The 22,499-nt window shown below is 50.4% G+C and carries 19 protein-coding genes and 1 tRNA gene; 19 read left to right on the top strand and 1 reads right to left on the bottom strand.

The window, feature by feature from the left end:
• Nucleotides 1–80 precede the first annotated feature (80 nt).
• The 9 genes from H6F86_RS00915 to H6F86_RS00870 all read left to right on the top strand — a co-directional run bounded on the left by H6F86_RS00915 (nucleotide 81) and on the right by H6F86_RS00870 (nucleotide 7,218).
• On the top strand, nucleotides 81–806 hold the full coding sequence (locus tag H6F86_RS00915) for a pentapeptide repeat-containing protein (protein WP_190446250.1): 726 nt from the start codon (nucleotides 81–83) through the stop codon (nucleotides 804–806).
• Between the two features lie 91 nt (nucleotides 807–897).
• Nucleotides 898–1,968: a permease gene (locus tag H6F86_RS00910; RefSeq protein ID WP_190446249.1), complete on the top strand. Its 1,071-nt coding sequence runs from the start codon at nucleotides 898–900 to the stop codon at nucleotides 1,966–1,968.
• An 88-nt stretch (nucleotides 1,969–2,056) separates the two neighbouring features.
• Nucleotides 2,057–2,851 carry a TIGR03943 family protein gene (locus H6F86_RS00905; protein WP_190446248.1) on the top strand — a complete coding sequence of 265 codons (795 nt, stop codon included), beginning with the start codon at nucleotides 2,057–2,059 and terminating at the stop codon, nucleotides 2,849–2,851.
• Between the two features lie 124 nt (nucleotides 2,852–2,975).
• On the top strand, nucleotides 2,976–3,338 hold the full coding sequence (locus H6F86_RS00900; RefSeq protein WP_347240059.1) for a YiiD C-terminal domain-containing protein: 363 nt from the start codon (nucleotides 2,976–2,978) through the stop codon (nucleotides 3,336–3,338).
• 259 nt (nucleotides 3,339–3,597) lie between these two features.
• Nucleotides 3,598–4,461 carry a methyltransferase domain-containing protein gene (locus tag H6F86_RS00890; protein WP_190446246.1) on the top strand — a complete coding sequence of 288 codons (864 nt, stop codon included), beginning with the start codon at nucleotides 3,598–3,600 and terminating at the stop codon, nucleotides 4,459–4,461.
• Between the two features lie 255 nt (nucleotides 4,462–4,716).
• On the top strand, nucleotides 4,717–5,364 hold the full coding sequence (locus H6F86_RS00885) for a ParA family protein (protein ID WP_190446245.1): 648 nt from the start codon (nucleotides 4,717–4,719) through the stop codon (nucleotides 5,362–5,364).
• Between the two features lie 156 nt (nucleotides 5,365–5,520).
• Nucleotides 5,521–6,198 carry a hypothetical protein gene (locus tag H6F86_RS00880; protein WP_190446244.1) on the top strand — a complete coding sequence of 226 codons (678 nt, stop codon included), beginning with the start codon at nucleotides 5,521–5,523 and terminating at the stop codon, nucleotides 6,196–6,198.
• 102 nt (nucleotides 6,199–6,300) lie between these two features.
• The gene (locus H6F86_RS00875) at nucleotides 6,301–6,999 is read left to right on the top strand and encodes an ROK family protein (RefSeq protein WP_190446243.1); all 699 of its coding nucleotides are present in this window, start codon (nucleotides 6,301–6,303) and stop codon (nucleotides 6,997–6,999) included.
• Between the two features lie 134 nt (nucleotides 7,000–7,133).
• A tRNA-Ser gene (locus H6F86_RS00870) sits at nucleotides 7,134–7,218 on the top strand.
• A 176-nt stretch (nucleotides 7,219–7,394) separates the two neighbouring features.
• Here H6F86_RS00870 and H6F86_RS00865 read toward each other — a convergent pair.
• Nucleotides 7,395–8,153, bottom strand: a complete 759-nt coding sequence (locus H6F86_RS00865; RefSeq protein ID WP_190446242.1) for a hypothetical protein — start codon at nucleotides 8,151–8,153, stop codon at nucleotides 7,395–7,397.
• Between the two features lie 257 nt (nucleotides 8,154–8,410).
• On the opposite strand from H6F86_RS00865, the gene H6F86_RS00860 reads away from it, so the two are divergent.
• The 10 genes from H6F86_RS00860 to H6F86_RS00815 all read left to right on the top strand — a co-directional run bounded on the left by H6F86_RS00860 (nucleotide 8,411) and on the right by H6F86_RS00815 (nucleotide 22,499).
• Entirely contained in the window at nucleotides 8,411–8,833 is a 423-nt protein-coding gene (locus tag H6F86_RS00860; protein WP_190446241.1) for an MAPEG family protein, read from the top strand.
• Between the two features lie 48 nt (nucleotides 8,834–8,881).
• Nucleotides 8,882–9,562: a deoxyribose-phosphate aldolase gene (gene deoC, locus H6F86_RS00855; protein ID WP_190446240.1), complete on the top strand. Its 681-nt coding sequence runs from the start codon at nucleotides 8,882–8,884 to the stop codon at nucleotides 9,560–9,562.
• A 186-nt stretch (nucleotides 9,563–9,748) separates the two neighbouring features.
• Nucleotides 9,749–10,717: a DNA repair protein RecO gene (gene recO / locus H6F86_RS00850; protein ID WP_190446239.1), complete on the top strand. Its 969-nt coding sequence runs from the start codon at nucleotides 9,749–9,751 to the stop codon at nucleotides 10,715–10,717.
• Nucleotides 10,718–10,741: 24 nt separating this feature from the next.
• On the top strand, nucleotides 10,742–12,472 hold the full coding sequence (locus tag H6F86_RS00845) for an MFS transporter (protein ID WP_190446238.1): 1,731 nt from the start codon (nucleotides 10,742–10,744) through the stop codon (nucleotides 12,470–12,472).
• Between the two features lie 105 nt (nucleotides 12,473–12,577).
• Entirely contained in the window at nucleotides 12,578–13,729 is a 1,152-nt protein-coding gene (locus H6F86_RS00840) for a glycosyltransferase family 4 protein (RefSeq protein ID WP_190446237.1), read from the top strand.
• On the top strand, nucleotides 13,730–15,142 hold the full coding sequence (locus H6F86_RS00835) for an amidase (protein ID WP_190446236.1): 1,413 nt from the start codon (nucleotides 13,730–13,732) through the stop codon (nucleotides 15,140–15,142).
• Nucleotides 15,143–15,499: 357 nt separating this feature from the next.
• Nucleotides 15,500–17,380 (top strand): iron uptake porin, encoded by a 1,881-nt coding sequence (locus H6F86_RS00830; RefSeq protein ID WP_190446235.1) that lies wholly within the window; start codon nucleotides 15,500–15,502, stop codon nucleotides 17,378–17,380.
• Nucleotides 17,381–17,829: 449 nt separating this feature from the next.
• Nucleotides 17,830–19,635: an iron uptake porin gene (locus H6F86_RS00825; RefSeq protein ID WP_242033301.1), complete on the top strand. Its 1,806-nt coding sequence runs from the start codon at nucleotides 17,830–17,832 to the stop codon at nucleotides 19,633–19,635.
• A 326-nt stretch (nucleotides 19,636–19,961) separates the two neighbouring features.
• Nucleotides 19,962–21,824, top strand: a complete 1,863-nt coding sequence (locus H6F86_RS00820; protein ID WP_242033300.1) for an iron uptake porin — start codon at nucleotides 19,962–19,964, stop codon at nucleotides 21,822–21,824.
• A 237-nt stretch (nucleotides 21,825–22,061) separates the two neighbouring features.
• Nucleotides 22,062–22,499 carry an Rrf2 family transcriptional regulator gene (locus tag H6F86_RS00815; protein WP_190446234.1) on the top strand — a complete coding sequence of 146 codons (438 nt, stop codon included), beginning with the start codon at nucleotides 22,062–22,064 and terminating at the stop codon, nucleotides 22,497–22,499.

Genomic DNA, 22,499 nt, shown 5'->3' with positions numbered 1-22,499 from the left:
CTTTCAGCCTCCGCTTTTCTCCTGCTTCCGCTTCTCTCCCTGCTCCACACTCTCTATACTTCACTCCCTCCCCCTCCTCAATGAACATTGACGCAATTCGCTCTGGTAAGGTAAAACAGCTTTCGGGTGCTGACCTGGAAGACGAAGATTTGTCTGGGCAGAACCTTCAAGGTGTAAACCTGGCAGGGGCACGGCTCATTGGTACCGATCTCAGCCGAGCCAATTTGGCTGGGGCATCGTTGGATGGTGCAAATATGGTTGGTTGTCAGCTAGTTGCTGCCAATGTGAGAGCGAGCCTTGTCGGAGCTAACCTGATGCAGGCAAATTTAACTGAAGCTGATCTACGCGGCAGCAATCTGCGAGGTGCAAACCTGATGCGGGCGAGCGTGAGCCGAGCCTCGTTCGCGGGGGCATTTCTCAGCGGTGCTAACTTGATGGGTGTCAACTTGCAAGGCGTCGATTTGCGGGGAGCTGATTTGCGTGGTGCAAACCTGAGCGGTGCAAATTTGCATGGTGCCAACCTCAGTCAGGTTGATTTACAAGGAGCCCTATTGAATGAAGCTAACCTTGAGGAAGCTGATCTCAAGGGCGCGAATCTAGCTGGAGCTAGCCTGTGTGGGGCAAACCTGCTATGTGCTGAGTTAGAGAATGCAAATCTGGATGGAGTAAACTGTGCTGATGCGTGTCTGGTCGGTACGAATCTTGATCGAACGGTCAATCGTCTCGATTTGAAGCTGGCTCTGAAGCAGCCTGAGATTGCTCTAAAGCAGCCTGAGACGGAGCCTTCTTACCGCCCAACTCTGTAGATTGCAGCCTTCAGGTTTTGGGCGTTCTAGTAAGATAGACCTTCCTGTAGAATGACCTGAATTGTGCGATCGCACTGCAAACGCGAAACGAATGAATGTAACTCAACTAAACAGCGCGTTTACGCTCTTTCTGAGTCTGCTGGTAGAAGCCGTTCCCTTTTTGCTCCTGGGGGTCTTGTTTTCAGGCTTGCTGCTTTTCTTTGTTGATGAGCGCAAACTGGTAAGCTGGATGCCCAAAAATCCCTTCTTAGGAGCCTTAGCGGGTAGCTGCGTTGGTTTTCTGTTTCCCGTGTGCGAATGTGGCAATGTGCCGGTTGCACGACGGTTACTAATGCAAGGTGCGCCGTCTCCCGTGGCAATCGGCTTTCTTTTAGCAGCACCGACGATTAACCCGATCGTCTTCTGGGCAACGTGGACAGCTTTTCGTGACCAGCCAGAGATTGTCTTTATGCGCATTGGCTTTTCGCTGGCGATCGCGACCATTATTGGTTGGGTCTTTAGTGCTCAGGCAGATTTGCGCCCCTTGTTGCAGCCTGCGGTGGCACGGGCAATGCCTGGAAAAAGAGCGAAGGGAGAGGGGAGAGGGGAAGAACTGGAACGGAGAGGCGCAACATGGAATGAGCCGCAAGTCTCAACAGCACCACTGTTGCAGTCAGGGACGTATTTTTTGGGGCAGTCAGCGCAGCCGTTGCGGCTTGACACAGCAGAGCTACAGGCGAGAATGTTGGGAGCCAATACAGCCGACAAACCCCTATCCCACAAGCTGTTGCTGCTGTTGGAAAATACAGTGCAGGAGCTACGAGAACTAGGCGGTGTTTTGGTTTTGGGGAGCGCGATCGCGGCTATCGTTCAGGTCTTTGTGCCTCGCGATATCATCCTCAACCTGGGTCAAAGCCCCGTCACCTCGATTCTTGCCATGATGCTTTTGGCAGCCGTTGTCTCTATTTGCTCGACCGTCGATTCGTTTTTCGCCCTCTCGTTTGCCTCCACTTTTACCAGCGGTTCGCTTCTAGCCTTCCTCGTCTTTGGACCCATGATCGACCTCAAGAGCGTGGGCTTGATGCTGTCGATTTTCAAAGCGAGGGCTGTTTTCTACCTGTTTGCTCTGGCGGCTCTATTGACCTTTTTGTTTACGCTGCTTGTGAACCTGTATGTGAGCTAATCCAGAAGTCAGCAGCTAAACCTTGAAAGGCGAAAACCCAAGTTAACTCAAAAGCCCCTCGCTCCCTGCTCTCTCATCCCCTTTCCCTATGCCTTCCCGCTCCGCTCGCTCCTCCCCATCCTTTCAAACCTTGCTGCCCTGGCTCGATGTGGTGGCGATCGCTGCCTGGGGGATTCTCTTCCTCAAATACTGGTTTACTGGCAAGCTGAATCTGCTGATTCATCCCAACTATATGGGGCTAACAGTCGTGGCTGGGGTCGTTTTGCTGTTGGTTAGCGGCATCAAAGCAGTTCTTTTAGTGAAGCAAGCGCGCCGACCGGTGCGGGGTAGCGCGACAGGACAGCACCTGACGTTGTTCCCACCGGGCTGGAGTACGGCACTGTTATTGGGCACTGCAATTCTGGGCTTGCTGATTTCGCCGCGTGCCTTTGCCAGCCAAACAGCGATCGATCGGGGCGTGAACGACAACATCACCCTTACTCGTGTGAAACCGCAGGCATTTCGTGTGAGCACTAACACTGCCGACAAAACCCTAGTGGATTGGGTACGGACGCTGGCAGTCTATCCTGAACCCGATGCTTATACAGGGCAAAAGGCAAAAGTGCAGGGGTTTGTTGTTTACCCCAAAGATCTGCCTGCTGATTATTTCTTGCTGTCGCGGTTTGTGCTGACCTGCTGTGCCGCAGACGCTTACCCCATCAGCTTGCCCGTAAAGCTGCCTCAAGGTTCTGATGCTCAGGGGCGCGAAGCCTACAAACCTGATATGTGGCTCGAAGTTGAGGGGCAGATGATCACAGCCGAACTTGCTGGCAAACGTCAGTTGACGATCGCAGCTAAAACGCTGAAACCCATTTCAGAACCTCAAAGACCCTACGACTATTAAAGGGCTGAAGGCTGAAGGCTGAAGGCTAAAAAGTTGACTGCTGGTCGCTAGGCAGAAGACAGGAGGCAAAAGGCAGAAGTGAAAGGTTTAGAGGCAAGGCTTCTAGATTTAGCTGCCTGCTTCATTGAGCTCTAAACTGCCGTATGAGGCAAACCTTTGTGGAACCAGATGCCATCACTTAATACGCCTACGAGCATATCCCCTCACCAAACATATGGGAATAACGGTTCTAGCAGTAGACGATGTGCAAATTTCGCTGTTAGCGCCCTACGCGCCCAACATTAACCATCGAGAGACGATTTTTGGCGGCAGTATCTCTAGCCTGGGAATTTTGGCTGGCTGGGCGCTCCTATGGGCAAAACTCCAGGTGGAAGAGACGCCAAATCGCCTGGTGATTCAATCGAGCAGTACGAACTTCATGAAACCAGCGACGGACGCGATCGTGGCTTGCTGTCAGTGCGATCGTGCCAGTTGGCTCACGTTCTAAACTACGCTGCAACGGCATGGAAAAGCCAGAATCACCCTCAGCGCTGAAACGTCCTGTAGGGAAACCATTGTTGCCACACATACAGGACAGTATGTTGCGATAAGAACCTGAAGGAGATAGCCATTAGCGGTCAACTTTTTAGCCTTCAGCCTTTAGCTTTCATCCCTCATCCTCCTGCTTCCCCTTCCTCCTCTGCTCCCCCTTACCTCCTATCTATGCTTTACTAATCCCTTAGCCACATACCTCTTTTCTCGCCACCATGACTTCTACGCTCAACCAGCAAATTCAGCAGTTTTACGATGCCTCCTCTGGTCTGTGGGAGCAGATTTGGGGTGAGCATATGCATCATGGCTATTATGGTGCTGATGGTCGTCAATCAAAAGAGCGGCGGCAAGCCCAGATTGACCTGATCGAAGAACTGCTTCAGTGGGCACAGGTTGAGCAACCAGAGAGAATTTTGGATGTGGGCTGCGGCATTGGTGGCAGTTCGCTTTACCTGGCGGAGAAATTTAACGCGAATGTGACAGGCGTTACCCTTAGCCCAGTGCAGGCAGGTCGGGCAGCAGAACGGGCTAAAAGCGCAGGTATGGCAGGGAATGGTGGGGGAGCAGGCGCGATCGCCCAGTTTCAGGTTGCCGACGCGCTCAATCTGCCCTTTGCCGATCAATCGTTTGACTTCATCTGGTCGCTAGAAAGCGGCGAACATATGCCTGACAAGGCTAAGTTTATGCAAGAGTGCTACCGAGTGCTGAAACCGGGCGGCACGTTTTTGATGGTGACGTGGTGCCATCGCCCCATCGATCGCCAACCGTTAACAGCCGACGAGCAGAAGCACCTGGCAGAGATCTATCGCGTCTATTGCCTGCCCTATGTACTATCGCTACCAGAATACGAGGCGATCGCCCATACTCTCAACTTTCAGCAGATTCGCACTGCCGACTGGTCTACAGCAGTAGCACCGTTCTGGGACGTAGTGATTAGCTCCGCCTTCAATTTTGAAGCACTCGTCGGTCTACTCACATCTGGTTGGACAACAATTCAAGCCGCGCTCTCCCTCAGTCTTATGCAGCGTGGTTACCAGAGTGGGCTAGTCCGTTTTGGGCTACTCTATGCAACGCGATAGCAGCCTTTTGGCGCTGCATCCCACTTTTGAAGACATAATTTGTCAAGACTTACGCTCCATACGGGCGAAAAAACGACCCGTTCATCCTGGAGCGATCGCCCCATAGCAGTCGAAGAGAACGTTAGGACAGATCAACCTTGAAACTTCCTTTAAGCAAGGGCTTTTATTCATCTCTCATCTTTCATCCTTTTGCCGTATCACACTTGCACTCAGCTTTAGCACTGTTCCCTACCACTATTCGAGAGCCATTAGCCCATGCCGTTGTCATCACCAAAAAAAATCCTCGTTGTCCTCAATGGCAAAGGAGGTGTTGGTAAGACAACCACTGCAATTAACTTAGCGGCGGCACTAGCGGCAAACCAGCGCGTCTTGCTGGTCGATGCTGATCCACAAGGGTCAGCGACCTGGTGGTTTAAGCATGGCAATCATCCTATGGGTTTTGATCTCAGGCAGGAGACCGAGCCAGCAGCACTTGCCGACCTGCGCGACGGAGGAGACTACGATCTGCTGGTCGTTGATACGCCTCCGGCTCTGGCTTCCGAAGGGCTAGCAGCCGTTATTCCTGTAACGGACTACATGATTCTGCCAACACCACCTGCACCAATGGACTTAACGGCTTTAATTGAGACGGTACGGACGACAGTCACACCAAGAGGCATTGCCCATCGGGTGCTGTTGACACGAGTCGATCCTCGTAGCGTCAACGAAGCAGTAGATGCCCAACGCACACTCAGAGAACTTGGTATTCCAGCCTGCACGACGTTCATTCGTGCCTACAAAGCCCACGAACGGGCAGCCTTAGAAGGACTACCAATTGCGCTGTGGCACGGTAAAAATGCGCGTGAAGCTGAGGCTGATTATCATCAGGTTGCCGAAGAAATTCAGCGCGATTGGCAACAGTAACACAGCCATGAAAGATCAAAGGCAGAAAGTTCACAGTGCAGTTTCGCTGACAAATGGCAGTATGGTTTGTAGAGGTGCTGAAACAGAACTCGACACCGCCTTACCTGAGAAGGTATCTATTTAGAGTATTAGTGATGCATGGGGAACGGAGGACGCATGGCTAGGAGACGATTGTCAGATTTATTGCGCGAAGAAGCAAATAAACCCTCAGAGGAGGCAACGGCTGCGGCAGAAGTTGAACAGTCAGCCGATAAGCCAGAAGCAGGCGCTGGGGATGTAGCAGGCGAAACGACAGCGATCGCATCAGACTCAGCTCCCACCAAAGCCGCTACAACGGCAAAAGGTCGAGCGACTAAACAGGCTGAGACTACAGAGCCGGACCCAGCTCCCGAACCAAAACAGGACGAAATCTTACTACAGAAGATTACAGATCTGACGGCTGCACTAGAGGCCCAAAAAGAGACGATCGAGCAGTTGCAGACTGATTTGAAGCAGACCCGCAAAGACGCGCGCCAGCTGACAGATACTAATGTCAAACTCGCCGAAGAACTGAAGACGATCGAGCAGTTGCAGACCGATCTGAAGCAGGCTCGCAAAGACGTGCGCCAGCTGACAGATGCCAATGCCAAACTCGCCGAAGAATTGAAGACCTTACAAGCAAAAGAAACAGCCGTAGACAATAGCACTCTTCCAGTACCAATAAAATTGGCTCCGCAAGAGTTGAAGTTGGCACCTGCGCCTGTAGCCTCTGAACGTGTTGAAGCCTCTGCACCTGTTGAAGCCTCTGCACATCCGCTTAACTCCTTTAACCGAGATGTCGGCTGGTTTGACTAATTGCTGTACTGACGCTTGTCACACTACGGATGCTCGCTACTTCCATTGTCAACACACAGTTACCGACACATTAGTTAGTTGCAAACCCACTTCATATCTGGCATGGCAAACAAACTGATTCAAACGCTTGCCGTTGACATCGGTGGCAGCGGTATCAAAGTAATGGTGTTAGACGAGGAGGGCAATCCCGTCACAGAGCGCGATCGCGTTGAAACGCCCCAGCCTGCCAAACCAGACGCAGTGATTGCTGCGATCGTTGGGTTGGCAAAGGGTAAGGAATACGATCGCGTCTCCGTGGGTTTTCCTGGTGTTGTCAAAGCAGGTGTAACTAAAACAGCCGCTAATGTTGACGCTGAATGGATTGGCTTTGATTTAGAAACGGCGCTCTCTCAGCAGTTAGAGAAGCCTGTGCGCGTCATTAACGATGCGGATATGCAAGGGCTAGGAGCGATCGCTGGGAAGGGGGTAGAGCTTGTGCTGACGTTTGGCACGGGACTTGGTGGTGCGCTCTTCCTCGACGGCAAGTTGGTGCCCAATCTGGAGCCAGGACACCACGAGTTTCGGAAGGGAAATACCTACGAACAACAATTGGGCAACGCCGCACTCGAAGAAGCGGGCAAGAAAAAATGGAACGATCGGGTAGAAAAAGCGATCGCGTCCTTGGAGCATCTGTTTAACTACGACATGCTCTATATTGGTGGCGGCAACGCAAAATTCATCACCGCTACCCTGCCTAAAAACGTCAAGATTGTACCAAATATTTCTGGCTTGCTCGGTGGCATTGCCCTGTGGCGAGAGTAGAGAGTTTGAAGACGTAGGTTTAGTGCTCAGGTTTGAGTTCACCCTACACGTTCTTGAAGCACTCGTATTAAGGCATGCTGTCTATTAAGCAGCCATAACAGGTTAAGATAGACGACGTACTGCACCGACCTCACGGAGAGGTGGCAGAGTGGTCGAATGCACTCGACTTGAAATCGAGCATCGCGAAAGCGATCGGGGGTTCGAATCCCCCCCTCTCCGCTTTAAGCAATACTCATGCTACTAGCTACATCCCATTGCTACTTTGTGTTAGCAGTGGGATGTAGCAATAAATAGGGAAATATTACTTACAGAAGACGCTTAAGTACCCCAGCAGCGTGAGGCATCTACACGATCGCAGTCGTCGATTTTTGTTACCCCTAAGGACTTTAATGGCTTCAGGTGCGTAGAGAAAATGAGACCGATCGCTGTTTACGTAGTTCCAACTGATCAGCAAGTCTAGCTTCCCCCCAGTCGAGAGGCGACTTCTCTTCGGGCGGGACAACTGTGACCGAGGCAACCTTAACTGGCGCAACTTTAGCTGGCGCAACCGTTGGCTGCCCAGCAGCAGGCGCTGCCTTCGTTTGCTGAGCTTGATTCAATTGCATTTGAGCAAGCTGCATCAAGGTTACAGAAGGAGTAGCCTTAGTTGTCTGGTTACGACGTGGCTCCAGCACAAAAGAAGGTGCTGAGACAGGGGCAGGCGAGGATGATGGGATTGGTATAGAGAGTTCCATTGGTTCTGGCGCACTTGGAGTCTCCTCTAACGTACTTGGAGCAGGATAGGACGCAAGGTGCTTTAGCTTCAGTTTAGGAGAGCGAACCTGAGGACGGGGTGGGCGCATTGCCTGCTTAGCAACCAGCATAGAACCAGCCGCACAGCTTAGGGCGATTGCTCCAAACAGCCACAGTGGCAAACGACTTTGTTGCTCTCTCTGAGGCGTTTTAGCCATCGTTCTTACGATCGCCGCTTCTGTAGTTCTTTTCCCATTAGATGATTCAGGACTCAGCAAACCGCTGACTGCAACAAGAGAAATCACAACCATAACGACCCAGGCACCCCCCAAAACAGCGAAGGGGCGAGTCCATAGAAACCGACTCAAAGCAACTGTTATGGCTGACTTTTGACGGTTCGGTTGGCTCGCTCGTGCAGGCATTGGTGATTGCGGTGGTTTTGATCGGTGCTGCTGCCTTTTCATACCACTCCCAGGTGCATGAACTCTTCTCTAGTTAGATTTTACTCAATGCACCCAATAAGCAACATTAATCTCAGGAATTAGAAGCCTAAGCAATCGGTAAGCATGAAAAGCATTCAAAAAAGAAGCATGATGCGAACGCGATCGCCGCTAGAAGCGTCCATCTGTCAACCAACACGACTAAACTAAAACAGCAGCCAATCTCAAAACGCGCCATCATGTCATTGCCACCCTTGCCGCTTTCCACTCCAGCAGTGCTGCTGTATGCCATTGCTACCGCGGCTGTATTGGTATACCTACCCTTTCTTGTTGTCGCTTACGGTCGGCTTCAAGCTGGCTACGATATGGCGCAGCCTCGTGCTCTTTTTGATAAGCTGCCAGCCTATGCCCAGCGAGCGACGTGGGCGCACGAAAATGCGTTTGAGTCTTTTGTGCTGTTTGCGGCAGCGGCATTGATGGCATACGTCACGGGGCAGCAGTCCGCTTTAGCAGGTTGGGCAGCGATCGCTTACATAGTCGCGCGTCTGCTCTATCCCACCTTCTACATTTTGAATGTGCCGATCGGGCGATCGCTCATGTTTCTGGCTGGCTCACTGAGCATTACAACACTTATTGGCTTGAGCTTGCTTACAGTCAAATAGTGCGTGAGATCATCCAGCAATAATAGCCCTACTTTTTAGGAGATACCCATGACCGAGCGATCAAGTGGGTCGATTGACCTCGCTCCTTTTATTGATCACACGTTGCTACATCCGACCGCGACACTGGAGCAAGTCGAGCAGTGGTGTGAGGATGCCGACCAATTCAACTTTGGGGCTGTTTGCGTTCATCCCGCTTATGTGAGGCAAGCCGCCGCTTTACTACATGGAAAGCGACCCAAAGTGTGTACCGTCATTGGGTTTCCCTACGGTGCCACCACCTCAGCCGTGAAGCTCTATGAAGCGCAAGAGGCAGTAGAAAACGGGGCGATCGAGCTGGATGTAGTAATTAATATCGGTTGGCTAAAGGCAGGCAATATGGATGCCGTACATCGCGAAATTGCCGAAATACATGAAGCGACTGGGCAAACAATTAAAGCAATTTTGGAAACCGCATTACTGACGAATGCCGAAAAACGATCGGCGGCTGAAGTTTGCATGGAGGCTGGTGTTGCTTACCTCAAAACCAGCACCGGCTTGTATGGTGGGGCAACGGTTGCCGATGTCCGCCTACTGAAAGAACTGACTAAAGACCGGGTGGGGATTAAAGCCTCTGGGGGCATTCGTACGGTGGAACAAGCGTTAGAGTTAATCATGGCTGGAGCAACTCGACTCGGCACATCACATGGTCCTGAATTAATCAGGCAGCGCGAAGGTAAAGCGATACGCTAAAAAGAGAAAGGCGGACGTACTTTAGCTTAAAAGATAGAGGGCAGAAGCGGCATAAAGCTGTTAACTGTTAGATTCAGGAAGGGCAAGACCCGATCTAGCCTAGAGATTTTCTCAAGACAAAATCCCCTTTCTTTCCCTCCGCACCTTTGCTCTTACTCTCCATATACCCATTGCATCACCGCCTGCATGAGCCGTACTTATAAAGCGACTGGAATCAATCTCAAAAGTATGCCGATGGGTGAGTCCGATCGGTTGCTGACGATTTTGACGCGCGAGTTTGGCTTGGTGCGGGCGATTGCCATGGGGTCGCGCAAACACAACTCGCGGATGGGTGGACGGAGCGAACTGTTTGTAGTCAATGAACTGATGTTTGCGAAGGGACGGTCGCTCGACAAGATCACGCAAGCAGAAACGCTGGAGTCTTATCCGCGCTTAGGACAGGATTTAAGGAAGCTGATTGCCAGCCAGTATCTCGCTGAACTGTGTCTGCATCAGGCGTTGAGTGATCAGCCGCAAGAAGAATTGTTTTACCTGTTCAACGAACATCTGGCACGGTTGGAGCGATCGCCCGCATCACAGGTATTAGCTCATTTGACTCATGCAGTCTTTCAACTGCTTGTCCTAGCAGGTGTTGCGCCCCAGGTGCATCTCTGCTGCATGACCCGAGTAACGCTGCCGCCTGACTTGACTGATTGCAACTGGCGCATTGGTTTCAGCATTCCGGCTGGCGGTACCGTGACCCTGGCAGTACTTGAGCAATTGCTTGTTAAACCAGCACCGCGTCATCATCAGGTTGCAGAAGCCACAGCCGTAAGGGTGCCGCAAGTGGGGGAGCCGCACGCTATGTCTGACACTACCGCTGTTACAAGTCGTCCAGTTAAGGTCTACCAGCCGTCACAAGCGATCGCCAGTTTGCATCGCCGTTTAAGTGCCCCGGAACTGATGCTGATGCAGCATCTCGCTGAAGCAACGTTGCCTGAACCAGAAGCGTTGCTAGCGCAAATGCAGATGGCAGGAGAGTCTTACGGAACACTCGACCCACTATGGCAGTCCGTTGAGCACGCCTTGCGCTCCTATGCTCAGTATTACCTCGATCGCCCGATCCGCTCTGCTAGCCTCATTGATGCCTGTTTTGCCACTGCCAATCCTGCCTAATTCCCTCAAACACCTCTTCAAGTTATGATGCGATTGTCCAGCTCTGACCTACAAGCAACGCTGATGTTGTCCTTGAATCCAACGAATTCAGGTGACATGATCAACCACGAGTCACGTAAGGTAGATCTTGATGCTTTACTCGGTGATCCAGCGTTGGCTTCGTCAAATGATTCGTCAGATGATTCCATGTCACCTCTAACCAGCCAGGACGCTGGCAAACCCAGATTGGCAGAGGATATCTTTAAAGCGGCAGAGGACAGAGTGGCAGATGACTTATCGCCGCAGCGCCGACTAGCGCAAGATCCGTGGCAGCCAGCAGACGCCGAAACAATGCCTTCACCAGCATTGGAGCCACAGAACAATGGCAATGGTCATGGGTCAGCGAACGGACTAGAATCGCTTGACAGTACCCCAACGAATCATCAAGCACCAGAGCCAGAGCAGGGCTTTTTTCCTGTTTTGAAGAACCGCAATTTTCTAACCTTGTGGAGTGGTCAGGTTTTTTCGCAACTGGCAGACAAGGTTTATCTGGTACTGATGATTGCCCTCATTGCCAGTCGTTTTCAGAGCGATGATCAGTCGATTAGTGGCTGGGTATCGTCGATTATGATCGCGTTCACGATTCCAGCCGTGCTCTTTGGCTCGATCGCAGGTGTCTTTGTCGATCGCTGGTCAAAGAAAACGGTGCTGGTGCTGACCAATCTTCTGCGTGGCGGCTTGGTTTTTGCGTTACCGCCGCTGCTCTGGCTATCGAAAGGTTGGTCGCCACTGGCAGGCTTACCCGTCGGCTTCTGTGTGCTGCTTGGCATCACGTTTTTGGTTTCAACACTGACTCAGTTTTTCGCGCCAGCCGAGCAATCAACGTTGCCGCTAGTAGTGGAGCGACGGCATCTGCTGTCTGCCAACTCGCTTTATACCACCACAATGATGGCATCGGTAATCATTGGTTTTGCCGTCGGTGAACCGCTGTTAGCGTTGGCAGATACTCTCATTAGCAAGCTCGGCTGGACGGCGATCGGGCTAGGTAAGGAACTGGTTGTTGCGAGTGGTTACACGATCGCGGGTGTTATCTTGCTGTGGCTGCGGACTGGCGAGAAAAGCCGTTTAGCAACCAACGCGACGGAAGAGGCGATCGATGCTGAGGCACCCCATGTTTGGCAGGACATCCGTGACGGCTTACGCTTTCTGGCAGAGCAAGGTCGCGTACGGAGTGCGTTGATTCAACTAGTCATTCTGTTCTCGGTTTTTGCAGCGCTGGCAGTCCTTTCGGTCCGGTTGGCAGAGGTGACACCAGAAATAAAGTCTTCTCAGTTCGGCTTTTTGCTGGCAATGGGTGGCGTTGGTATGGCGATCGGGGCAACGTTTATCGGACAGTTTGGTCAGCGGTTTCCCCATACACAACTGAGCCTGGTTGGTTCATTGGGCATGGCAGCGTCGTTATTTGGTATTTCCCTCTCTGTTACGCGGCTGATACCGACATTACTACTGATTGCAGCCTTGGGAGGCTTTGCGGCTGTTGTCGGTGTACCGATGCAAACGGCGATTCAGGAGGAGACACCCGAAGCCATGCGGGGCAAGGTTTTTGGCTTACAGAACAATGCCATTAACATTGCCCTTAGCCTACCGTTGGCGCTTGCTGGTGTGGCTGAAACGTTTTTTGGCTTACGTGCCGTCTTTATCGGTCTAGCTGTTTTGGTCGTCGCAGGAGGGGTCTTAACCTGGTATATTTCCCGTACAGGATTAAACCAGCGTTAGTGGGTGATGGGCTGTGCGGTTTTGGTTAGGTGTACCCATGCTAATGGCTCGCTAATGACTGACCATTAATCACTGCACCCTATCCCTTTCGTTTCTATACCCTGAATGCATATCGCCTGGCTCGGAAAAAAGTCGCCTTTCTGCGGCAATGTTACCTACGGTCGAGAGGTGACAAACGCGCTCTTAGATCGAGGTCACCAGGTCAGTTTTTTTCACTTTGCTCAACCGGAACCACCGCCGGACAACTGGCCTGACTTTCAAGAGATTTCGATACCGTTCCTTTACAAGTCGCAAATTTATACCATTCCGACGTTCAAATCGAGCAAGATTCTGGCGCAGGCGCTTTATCGGCTCAAGCCTGATGTGGTTCACGCTTCACTGACCCTATCGCCGCTTGACTTTTTGCTGCCAGAAATCTGTCTTGAGTTGGGTATTCCGCTTGTTGCCACGTTTCATCCCCCCTTCGATCGCAAACCGCGTAATTTAACATCGGGTACACAGCATCTGATGTACCAGCTTTATGCACCGTTTCTAGCGAAGTACGATCGCGTCATTATCTTTTCTCACATTCAAAAGGAACTGCTAATCCGCCTTGGTGTACCAGCCTCCAAGCTGGCAGTAATTCCTAATGGGGTAGATATACAGAAGTATTCTCCAGGACCATCAAGCCTCAAAGCAGAGTTAGATGCCGATCGCATCTTTGTCTACCAGGGACGCATCGCACCCGAGAAAAACATCGAATCCTTGCTTAAAGCCTGGAAGCAATGTCGGATGGACGATCGCACCAAGCTAGTAATTGTGGGCAACCACGGTTCGCTCGCAGCCTCTTTAATTCCGTTCTACGGTCCAGAGCACGGAATCATCTGGTCAGGCTTTATCGCTGACGAGCAGCAGCGGATTAACATCCTGCGTGGCTCTGATGTTTTTGTGCTGCCATCTCTGGTCGAAGGACTGTCGTTGTCGCTCTTGGAAGCAATGGCGTGTGGGTTAGCCTGTGTTGCTACCGATGCTGGCGCTGATGGCGAGGTATTGGAACACGAGGCAGGCGTGATTTTAAAGACCCAAAACGTCGCGACCCAACTTAAAACGTTGCTTCCCCAACTGTGTGAACACCCAGGCTGGACAACGTTGCTAGGGCAAAATGCTCGACAACGAGTTAAAGAGCGCTACACGCTCACCGACAATATCACACACTTGGAAAGCCTTTATGATGAGGTTTTACGGCATCAGCCTGCACCATTAAGGCGAGTTTCATAAATGAATTTGACCGACTTAGCTTTTACTCCTGCCCTAGAGCAGGCACGCTTGATTCGCCAGCGGGAAATCTCGCCGCTAGAGCTGGTTGAGCTTTACCTGCAACGCATTGAGAAACTGAATGGGCAGTTGGGCAGCTATGTCACGGTGGCAGCAGAACTTGCCATTGCTGACGCTACCGCTAAAACGGAGGTGATCGCTTACAACAGCGAGGAGCTACCACCGTTTTTTGGTGTGCCGATCGCCATCAAAGACCTGAATGCAGTGGCAGGGTTGCCCTGTGCGTATGGTGTCAAACTCCTTAAAAAGCGCATTTCCCCTGAAGATGATGGTGTAGTCTCCCGTATCAAGCAGGCTGGCTTCATTATCCTGGGCAAGACTGCTACATCCGAAGTTGGGATGCTGCCTTATACCGAACCAGATGGCTTTCCACCTGCCCGTAACCCGTGGCATTTAGACTATACGCCTGGTGGTTCCAGTGGTGGCTCAGCAGCAGCTCTAGCAGCAGGACTCTGCGCGATCGCTCAGGGATCAGATGGGGGCGGCTCCATTCGAGGACCGGCATCGTGCTGTGGGCTCGTTGGCATCAAGCCTTCACGGGGACGTGTAACCCATGCGCCCTATGGCGATCGACTCAGCGGTATTGCCACTAATGGACCAATGGGTCGTACAGTTGCTGATGCAGCAGCATTGCTCGATGCTATGTCCGGTTATGTCGTTGGTGACCCTTACTGGCTACCCGATCCAGACCCCTCTTTTCTAGCAGCAGCCCAGAAACCACCGGGTCATCTACGTATTGCTTTTGCAACGACCATTGAACCAGTCGGAGCAGCAGACCCAGGCTGTAAGCAGGCTGTTTTAGATACAGTGCATTTACTACAAACGATGGGGCATACGGTAGAGCCAGGTTGCCCTGATTTTAGTGATCTGATTGAGCCGTTTAGCGTGGTCTGGCAGGCTGTCCTTAGTGAGGCAGGCATCCCGTTTATTTTTCTTGGCAAGATGAATCGGTGGTTACTCAATCGATCGCGCTTTCACTCCAGCGGCAAATACCTGCGAGCCGTTGGCAAAATGCAGATGGTTGCCCGTCATATAGTCGCCTTCTTTGATGCAGTCGATGTGTTAGTGCTACCAACTTATCTGCACTCCACCATCCGCATTGGCGAATGGGCAACACTTCGACCCAGCAAAACTCTGGAAAAAATCATCAATTGGGTAGCGCCCTGCCCCCCATTTAATGCAACTGGGCAGCCTGTAGTCACGATTCCCACTGGTTTTGACCAAAACGGTCTGCCGATCGGCATCCAATTGATTGGTCGTCCCGCTGCCGACGCAACTGTAATTGCCCTAGCCGCCCAAATCGAAGCTGCAAAGCCCTGGATTCACCATCGCCCAGCTTTTGCCAAGCAAGACTAGTAAGTCCCTCGAGGCTGAAGTATTTGTCAGGACAAGGGTAGAGATGCAAGCACATCTCTTTTCTCTCCATTCATCTGCCCTTTACTTCTTTACCCCCTTGTTTACCCTTCACGCTAGACTTTCCTCCTGCCAGCCAAAACTCGCTGCAAAATTAGTACAACTTTTATGCCTAAGCTAGAGACACAAAGCGAAATATTGGGTATGATACCTTCAAGAGTGTAGCTAGCAGGACAAAATGCTCTTGCTCTAGAGTCTAATGTTGATTACGCTTGAGTACGTCAGCTTGCTAGACAATCTGTAGTTACAAGCAACCTTGACAGTTGCTCTGTATTGGTGTGTGGAGGATAAATTACCGTCATGTCGAATCTCTTCTTGAAATCTCTGCTAGTTAGCCCCGCAGTTCTTGCTGCTGCTCTGGCAGTGTCTACATCCGCGATTGCAACTGAAGCTAAAGCAACAAACGATGTTGTGCAGTCTCAAGCTTCAGCCCTTCAGCCTCTTTCACTGGCTGCTGCGCCACAGATTGCTGCACCAGAAGTATCTGCTTCAGATGTTGCACCGATTGCGTCTGATCGTGCGGTCACCAGCTTAGAGCCAAAAGCTTTACCTGCATCAGTAGAAGTTGCACAAGCAGCTCCCGCAGCCTCTGAGCCTGCTCTTTCTGAGTCGCCCTCGAACTCTCTGAATCAAATCAATCGGTATACCCGCGAAGGTCGTACCTCCAATGCTCAAGTAACTTCGGTTTCTCAACTTTCTGATGTTCAGCCAACCGATTGGGCATTCCAAGCGTTGCAATCGTTGGTCGAGCGCTACGGTTGTATTGCTGGTTATCCTGACCGTACCTACCGTGGTAATCGTGCTACCACCCGTTACGAGTTTGCGGCTGGCTTAAATGCCTGCCTCGATCGCGTCAATGAACTCATAGCTGCTGGCACTGCCGATTTGGTGAAGAAAGAAGACTTGGCTGTGCTGCAAAAGCTACAGGAAGAGTTTGCGGCTGAATTGGCAACCCTTCGTGGTCGCGTTGATTCTCTAGAAGCTCGGACAGCAACCCTTGAGAAGCAACAGTTCTCAACTACCACCAAGCTCTCGGGTGAAGTAATCTTCGCTATCACCGACGAGTTCGGTCAGCCAAGAAGCAACGAGACTGTGTTCCAAGACCGGGTTCGTTTAGCTCTCAACACCAGCTTTACGGGTAAAGACTTGCTGGTCACTCGTCTTGCGGCTGGTAACTTTAGATCTTTCAACCTTGGGGATGACTTCTCAGGCGTTGGTCTACAGACATTCCAGTTTGGTAGTACAAACAACAACCAAGTCTTCGCTGACTGGGTTGCTTACTACTTCCCATTGGGTGAAAAGATTAGTGTTTATGTTCCAGCCTTCGCAGGTCTGCAATATGACTACGCTCCTACTCAGTCAGGTCTGATGGAAGGCTTTGATGGTGGGTCTGGACCACTTAGCGTTTTTGCTCAACGCAACCCAATTTACAACATTGGTGGTGGTTCGGGTCTTGGTGTAAACTTTGATCTCACCAACAACTTCAAGATCAGCCTTGGTTATTTGGCAGACAACTCCACTTTGAACGCAGAGGGCGGAACTCTTCAGCCACCAGCGGCTGCTTTTGGAGCGAATAACCCTGCTGAGAAGAACGGTTTGTTCAACGGTAGCTACTCCGCTTTAGCTCAAGTTGCCTTCAATACTGATTTCTTCTCCATTGGTCTCACCTACGTTAATGCGTATCGTCGTGGTGCGATCTTTGATACCGGTAGCGGTGGTGCAGTTGTGGGTACAAGCCTGGCAAACCTAGCGTTTCTTAACCCCAATGGCACATTCACCTCGTCCAGAGTGAATGCCTACGGTATTTCAGGGTCAATCAACCTTGGCAGAAACATCTCGGTGAATGCCTTTGGTTCGTACATTGAAGCTGACAAAGTGGGCGATGGTTTTGATGCAGGTGATATCTGGACATATGGTATCGGTCTTGCCTTTGCTGACTTTGGCAAAAAGGGTAACTTGCTGGGTCTGATGGCAGGGGTTGAACCTTACCTGGGCAACAGCCAACAGCTAGGTCGGGGGACAGGCAACTCTGAGCCAATTCACCTTGAGGCGTTCTACAGATATCAGTTGACTGATAACATCTCGATTACGCCTGGTGTTATCTACGTGATCAACCCTGGTCAAGTCAACAACAGCTCAGACATCTTCATCGGTACTTTAAGAACGACCTTTACGTTCTAACTCTACATAGAAAGCCTCTTTGCACTAGTTGCAGAGGCTTTTGTACCGTTAGCTTTGAAAGCTCTCCCTTTACACGGAGAGCTTTTTTTATGGTTTTCTTGCTTGTAACAATTTTTACCAGCTTTATGTGATGATTTTTACTGAAAACCTTAAGAGTTTACCTTTCTAAAACAAGTGCTAGAAAATAACCAGGGAAATAGTGTATATATTTAAAGTCCTGTTAACCATCGTCCCTAATAATCAGTAGAGAAGGTCGGTAGTACTATCCAACAGAGTGGTATTGCAGATTGCAAAATCGTCTCTTGAGTGACCCTTCTAAACCATTACTTTTGTTGAGGTTTCTAGCTTCTCTCTGAATCAGAGAAGTTGTCGAGGAACAGCGTGTTGATGAGTAATGTGGACGGTCTGTAAACGGAATCTTTTGTCTTTAAGGTGTGAGTGTGAAAGCAATGATGTCAAGAAAATTTTGGAAGCCTTTGTTGGCAGTCCCCTCTCTTTTGGGTGCAACGATCGCAGTATCTGCAATCGCAGCTACAAGCATTGCCGCTAATGCTGCTGAAACAGCAACCGTACCAGTGTCTCCAGTAGAAGCTACAGAGCCTGTAGTGGAAGCGGCAACTCCTGTGGAAGCAACAAAGATTGCTGATGCAACGATCGCTAATGCAGAGCCAGCACCAACGCAGTCTGCTACAACAGCGTCAGCTCAAGAAAATGAGGCTACTGCTGATTTAGCAGCAACAGGGATTGCAGGTCAAGTGACATCTGTTTCTCAGTTGTCAGATGTGCAGCCGACCGACTGGGCTTTCCAAGCACTGCAATCGCTGGTTGAGCGCTATGGCTGTATTGTTGGTTATCCTGACCGTACCTATCGTGGCAACCGAGCGCTGACTCGGTATGAGTTTGCTGCTGGCTTAAATGCTTGCATGGATCGGATCAACGAGTTGATTGCTGCTGGTACGGCTGATTTAGTTAAAAAAGAAGACCTTTTAGCGGTTCAAAAGCTTCAAGAAGAATTTGCGGCTGAACTAGCTACGCTGCGCGGTCGTGTTGATGCGGTAGAAGCACGGACAGCAACGCTGGAGAAGCAGCAATTCTCTACCACCACCAAGCTGGTTGGTGAAGCCATCTTTACGATCGCAGACACCTTCGGCGATAGCGCAACCAGAACCGGTAATGGCACCCTGATTCCTGGAACAACCGAGAACGACAACACAGAAACCATTTTTGCCGATCGTGTTCGCCTAAACTTAGACAGCAGCTTTACTGGTAAGGATCAGTTGCGGATTCGCTTGCAGGCACGCAACATCACGCCTTTTTCGGGTGCTGCCTTTACTGGAACGAATGAAACGCGGTTAGGTTTTGATGGCAACAACTCAAACTCTCTTGAAGTCAGTAAGGTCTTCTACCGTTTTGCTCTAAGCAACAACTTTAGATTGCAGGTTGATGCAGTTGGCAACGAATTTTATAACGGTCTTGTTAGTACCCTAAGCCCCTTCACAAGCAGTGGTAATGGCGCACTATCCCGTTTTGGACGGTTTAGCCCCATCTACCGGAGCAATGCAAACGGCGCTGGTTTTACGTTTGAGTACAAGTTCAGCGATTTTCTCGCTCTTCAAGGCGGCTATATTGCTGACACCCTTAGCAACGACCCAACTCCAACAAATGGTCTTTTCAATGGGGCTTACACTGCTTTAGGGCAGGTCGTTCTCAAACCCAGCAGAGCTCTTGAAGTCGCGCTGACCTATGCTCGCTCTTACTACCCTGGTAACGAGGTCAACATCACCTCAAGTACTGGTAGTGGGTATGCGTCTAACCCCTTTGCTTCCAGTGCAGCGATTCGTCGAGCCACATCATCTGATGCGTTTGGTGTGCAAGCGCAGTTCCGCCTCAGCCCTAAATTTATTGTTGGTGGCTGGTTTGGCTACACCAAAGCCTATCAAGCTGGGAATGCAAATGAAGCCGATGTTCTTAACGGTTCTGTCTTCTTAGCCTTCCCCGACCTGGGCAAGAAAGGCAACTTGGGCGGCATCATCGTGGGTATTCCACCGAAAGTTACTGGCAACGACTTTATTGCTGCTAACGGGCTGCGCCGCATTGATGACGACACCACATATCATGTGGAAGCGCTGTACCGCTACCGAGTGACCAACAACATTGCGATTACACCCGGCGTTATCGTCATTTTTAACCCAGAAGGAAACAACGACAACGCAACACAATATGTTGGCGTGATTCGGACAACCTTCTCGTTCTAGTGAGCTAAAAGCTCAGGTTAATAAATAAACTAAGCCCCGTCGCGACGGGGCTTTTTTCATGCATCAGTTGCTTATAGGAATGCAATACATATAGCTAAAGGATAAAGGATGAATAGAAGCTCCTGCTCAAAGGAGGTCTTAAGGTTCAAGCCTGTCCTAACGTTCTCTTTGGCTGCTATAAAAGCATAATCATCAAAAAGCACCTAAGCTTCGAGCTTTTTTGCTTAAGTCAGTGTAAAATCTGACGAGTTGAAAAAAAACCATTCGATGGGTTCTTTCAGCAGCTTTTAAGTAGGATTTGTCTCTTGAGTGTGAGGTGTGTGGGAATGAAAGAAATGATGTCAAAACAGTTTTGGAAGCCTTTGCTAACAACTCCAGCGCTTCTGAGTACTGCTGTTGTTATTTCTACGATCGCAAGTACAACGTCGGCTGTAAAGGCGACCGAAAAGATTGCTAGCGAGACTCAAGCTCTAACTGCATCGGCGCGTTCTGAAAGTTCCGCGCTTACAGCGGACGCTTCAGCCGTAACAACAGCTCAGCCTGTTGCATCGACAGCCCCTATGAATCAACTGTCGGTTTACAGCGCTGAAGGTAAAGTTGAACCCGATGGTGTGAGTCAGGTGACATCTGTTTCTCAGTTGTCAGACGTGCAGCCAACGGACTGGGCTTTCCAAGCACTGCAATCGCTGGTTGAGCGCTATGGCTGTATTGTTGGTTATCCTGACCGTACCTATCGCGGCAACCGGGCGCTGACTCGGTATGAGTTTGCTGCTGGCTTAAATGCTTGCATGGATCGGATTAACGAATTGATTGCTGCTGGCACCGCTGATCTGGCTAAGAAAGAAGATTTGCTAGCAATCCAAAAACTGCAAGAAGAATTTGCGGCTGAATTGGCGACCTTGCGTGGTCGTGTCGATGCGGTAGAAGCACGAACAGCAACGCTTGAGAAGCAGCAATTCTCCACCACCACTAGGTTGGTTGGTGAAGCCATCTTTACAATCGCAGATGCGTTTGGTGATTTCCCACAGCAAGGAGGCACTAATACTGTCTTTAACGATCGCATTCGCTTAAACTTGCTGACGAGCTTTACAGGCAAAGATCGCTTGAGAGTACGCCTTCAAGCTGGTAACGCGACACGACTGCTCAGCAATCCCAGCATTCCTAACGCGCAAAATAACTACCAGCGTACTAACGAAGGGAACTTACCCTACGACGGTGGAAATCCTGCTGCTGATGGCACAGTTACCGATCCAAACAATAGCGGCAATGCAGTTGCTTTGGAAGCACTCGATTACCGCTTCCCCATTGGCAACAACATCTTTGCAAACGTTTTTGCGAATGGTGCGTTGCATCACTACTATGCCGATACAGTTAACCCCTTCTTTGAAGGTAATGGCGGCGGGCAGAATGCACTCTCGCGTTTTGCTGAACGGAACCCAATCTACCGCATTGGACCCTTGGGCGCAGGGGTTGGGTTTAACGTTAAGTTCAGCAATAACCTCAAGCTCGACCTTGGCTACATTTCTAACACTGCCAGCAACCCTGGACCTGATGCCGGTCTCTTTAATGGTAACTACTCAGCGTTGGCGCAGTTGGTCTTTAACACGGGCGGCTTCAAGCTTGGTTTAACTTATGTACGGGGTTACGAGCGCAATACTCCTGGGCTGACGGCTGGTAACAACTTCAACCTGGGTGGTACGGGTACAACGTTTGCCAACCTAAACAATAATTCCCTTTTGAGGGGACGATCGTTTCCAGTTGAAAGCAACTCGTTTGGTGTGGAAGCATCTTTTCAGCCAACCTCTAGTATCGTTGTCAACGGTTGGCTAGGCTATAGTGACGCGAATATTATTGGTCTAGGTGACGCAGATATCTGGAACTTTGCGGTTGCAGTTGGCTTCCCTAACCTGGGTAAGAAAGGTAATTTCCTGGGTATTGTTGCTGGGGCAGAACCAACATTGAGGGGGACTGATTTTGACCCTGTTAACTTGAGTCCAGCCTTCGCTAGCAGAAGTCAGGATTTTGCTTACCACATCGAAGTTTTCTACAAGTACCAACTCACAGACAACATTTCGATTACTCCCGGTGTGATTTATCTCCCCAGTGTTAACCAAAATGCAGGCATTCCTGGAGACAACTCCAACGCAGATGTCTTTATTGGAGTTTTACGCACAACCTTTACGTTCTAGCTAGCTGTAGTCACTGTTCCTCTAACTTATGTATCTGACCTGATGATCTGCACTAGAACAGTTACTTAGTCACACTGCTAGTAAGAAGTGGTAACGGAAATGTAAGTGCATGAAAAAGCCCTGCGATCGCAGGGCTTTTTCATGCACTTTCTTAAATTCACACAAACCCCAGCACAGAACCGTAGTATGATAGTGATGACTTAAACAGATCAATCTACTCTTTATTTAATTTTGCCTGTGGAAATTTCTAGTAAGAATGAGTATGCAATCCTAGCGCTTATTGAACTGGCATCACATTATGCCAGTGGTGAGCCACTGCAAATCCGTCAGATTTCTGCCCAGCAACAAATTCCTGATCGTTACCTGGAGCAATTATTAGCTACACTCAGACGGTGTGGTTTAGTGCGATCGCAGCGAGGCGCAAAAGGCGGCTATATCCTGGCGCGCGAACCCTGGAAAATTAATCTTCTCGAAGTGATGCACTGCCTGGAAGGTAACGATGCCCAATCAGCTGACTCTCATGTAGTGCCAAAAACCCTAGAAAGCGCCGTCATTTTGGACGTTTGGCAGGAAGCGCACCAAGCTGCAAATGCTGTCTTGCAGCAATGCACCTTGCAAGACCTCTGTGAAAAATGCAGCGCCAGACGACAACTCGACATCATGTATTACATTTAA

The organism is Phormidium sp. FACHB-592 (genome assembly GCF_014695795.1).
Lineage (GTDB): Bacteria > Cyanobacteriota > Cyanobacteriia > Leptolyngbyales > Leptolyngbyaceae > Stenomitos.
This window is presented reverse-complemented; position numbering and strand designations above follow the sequence as displayed.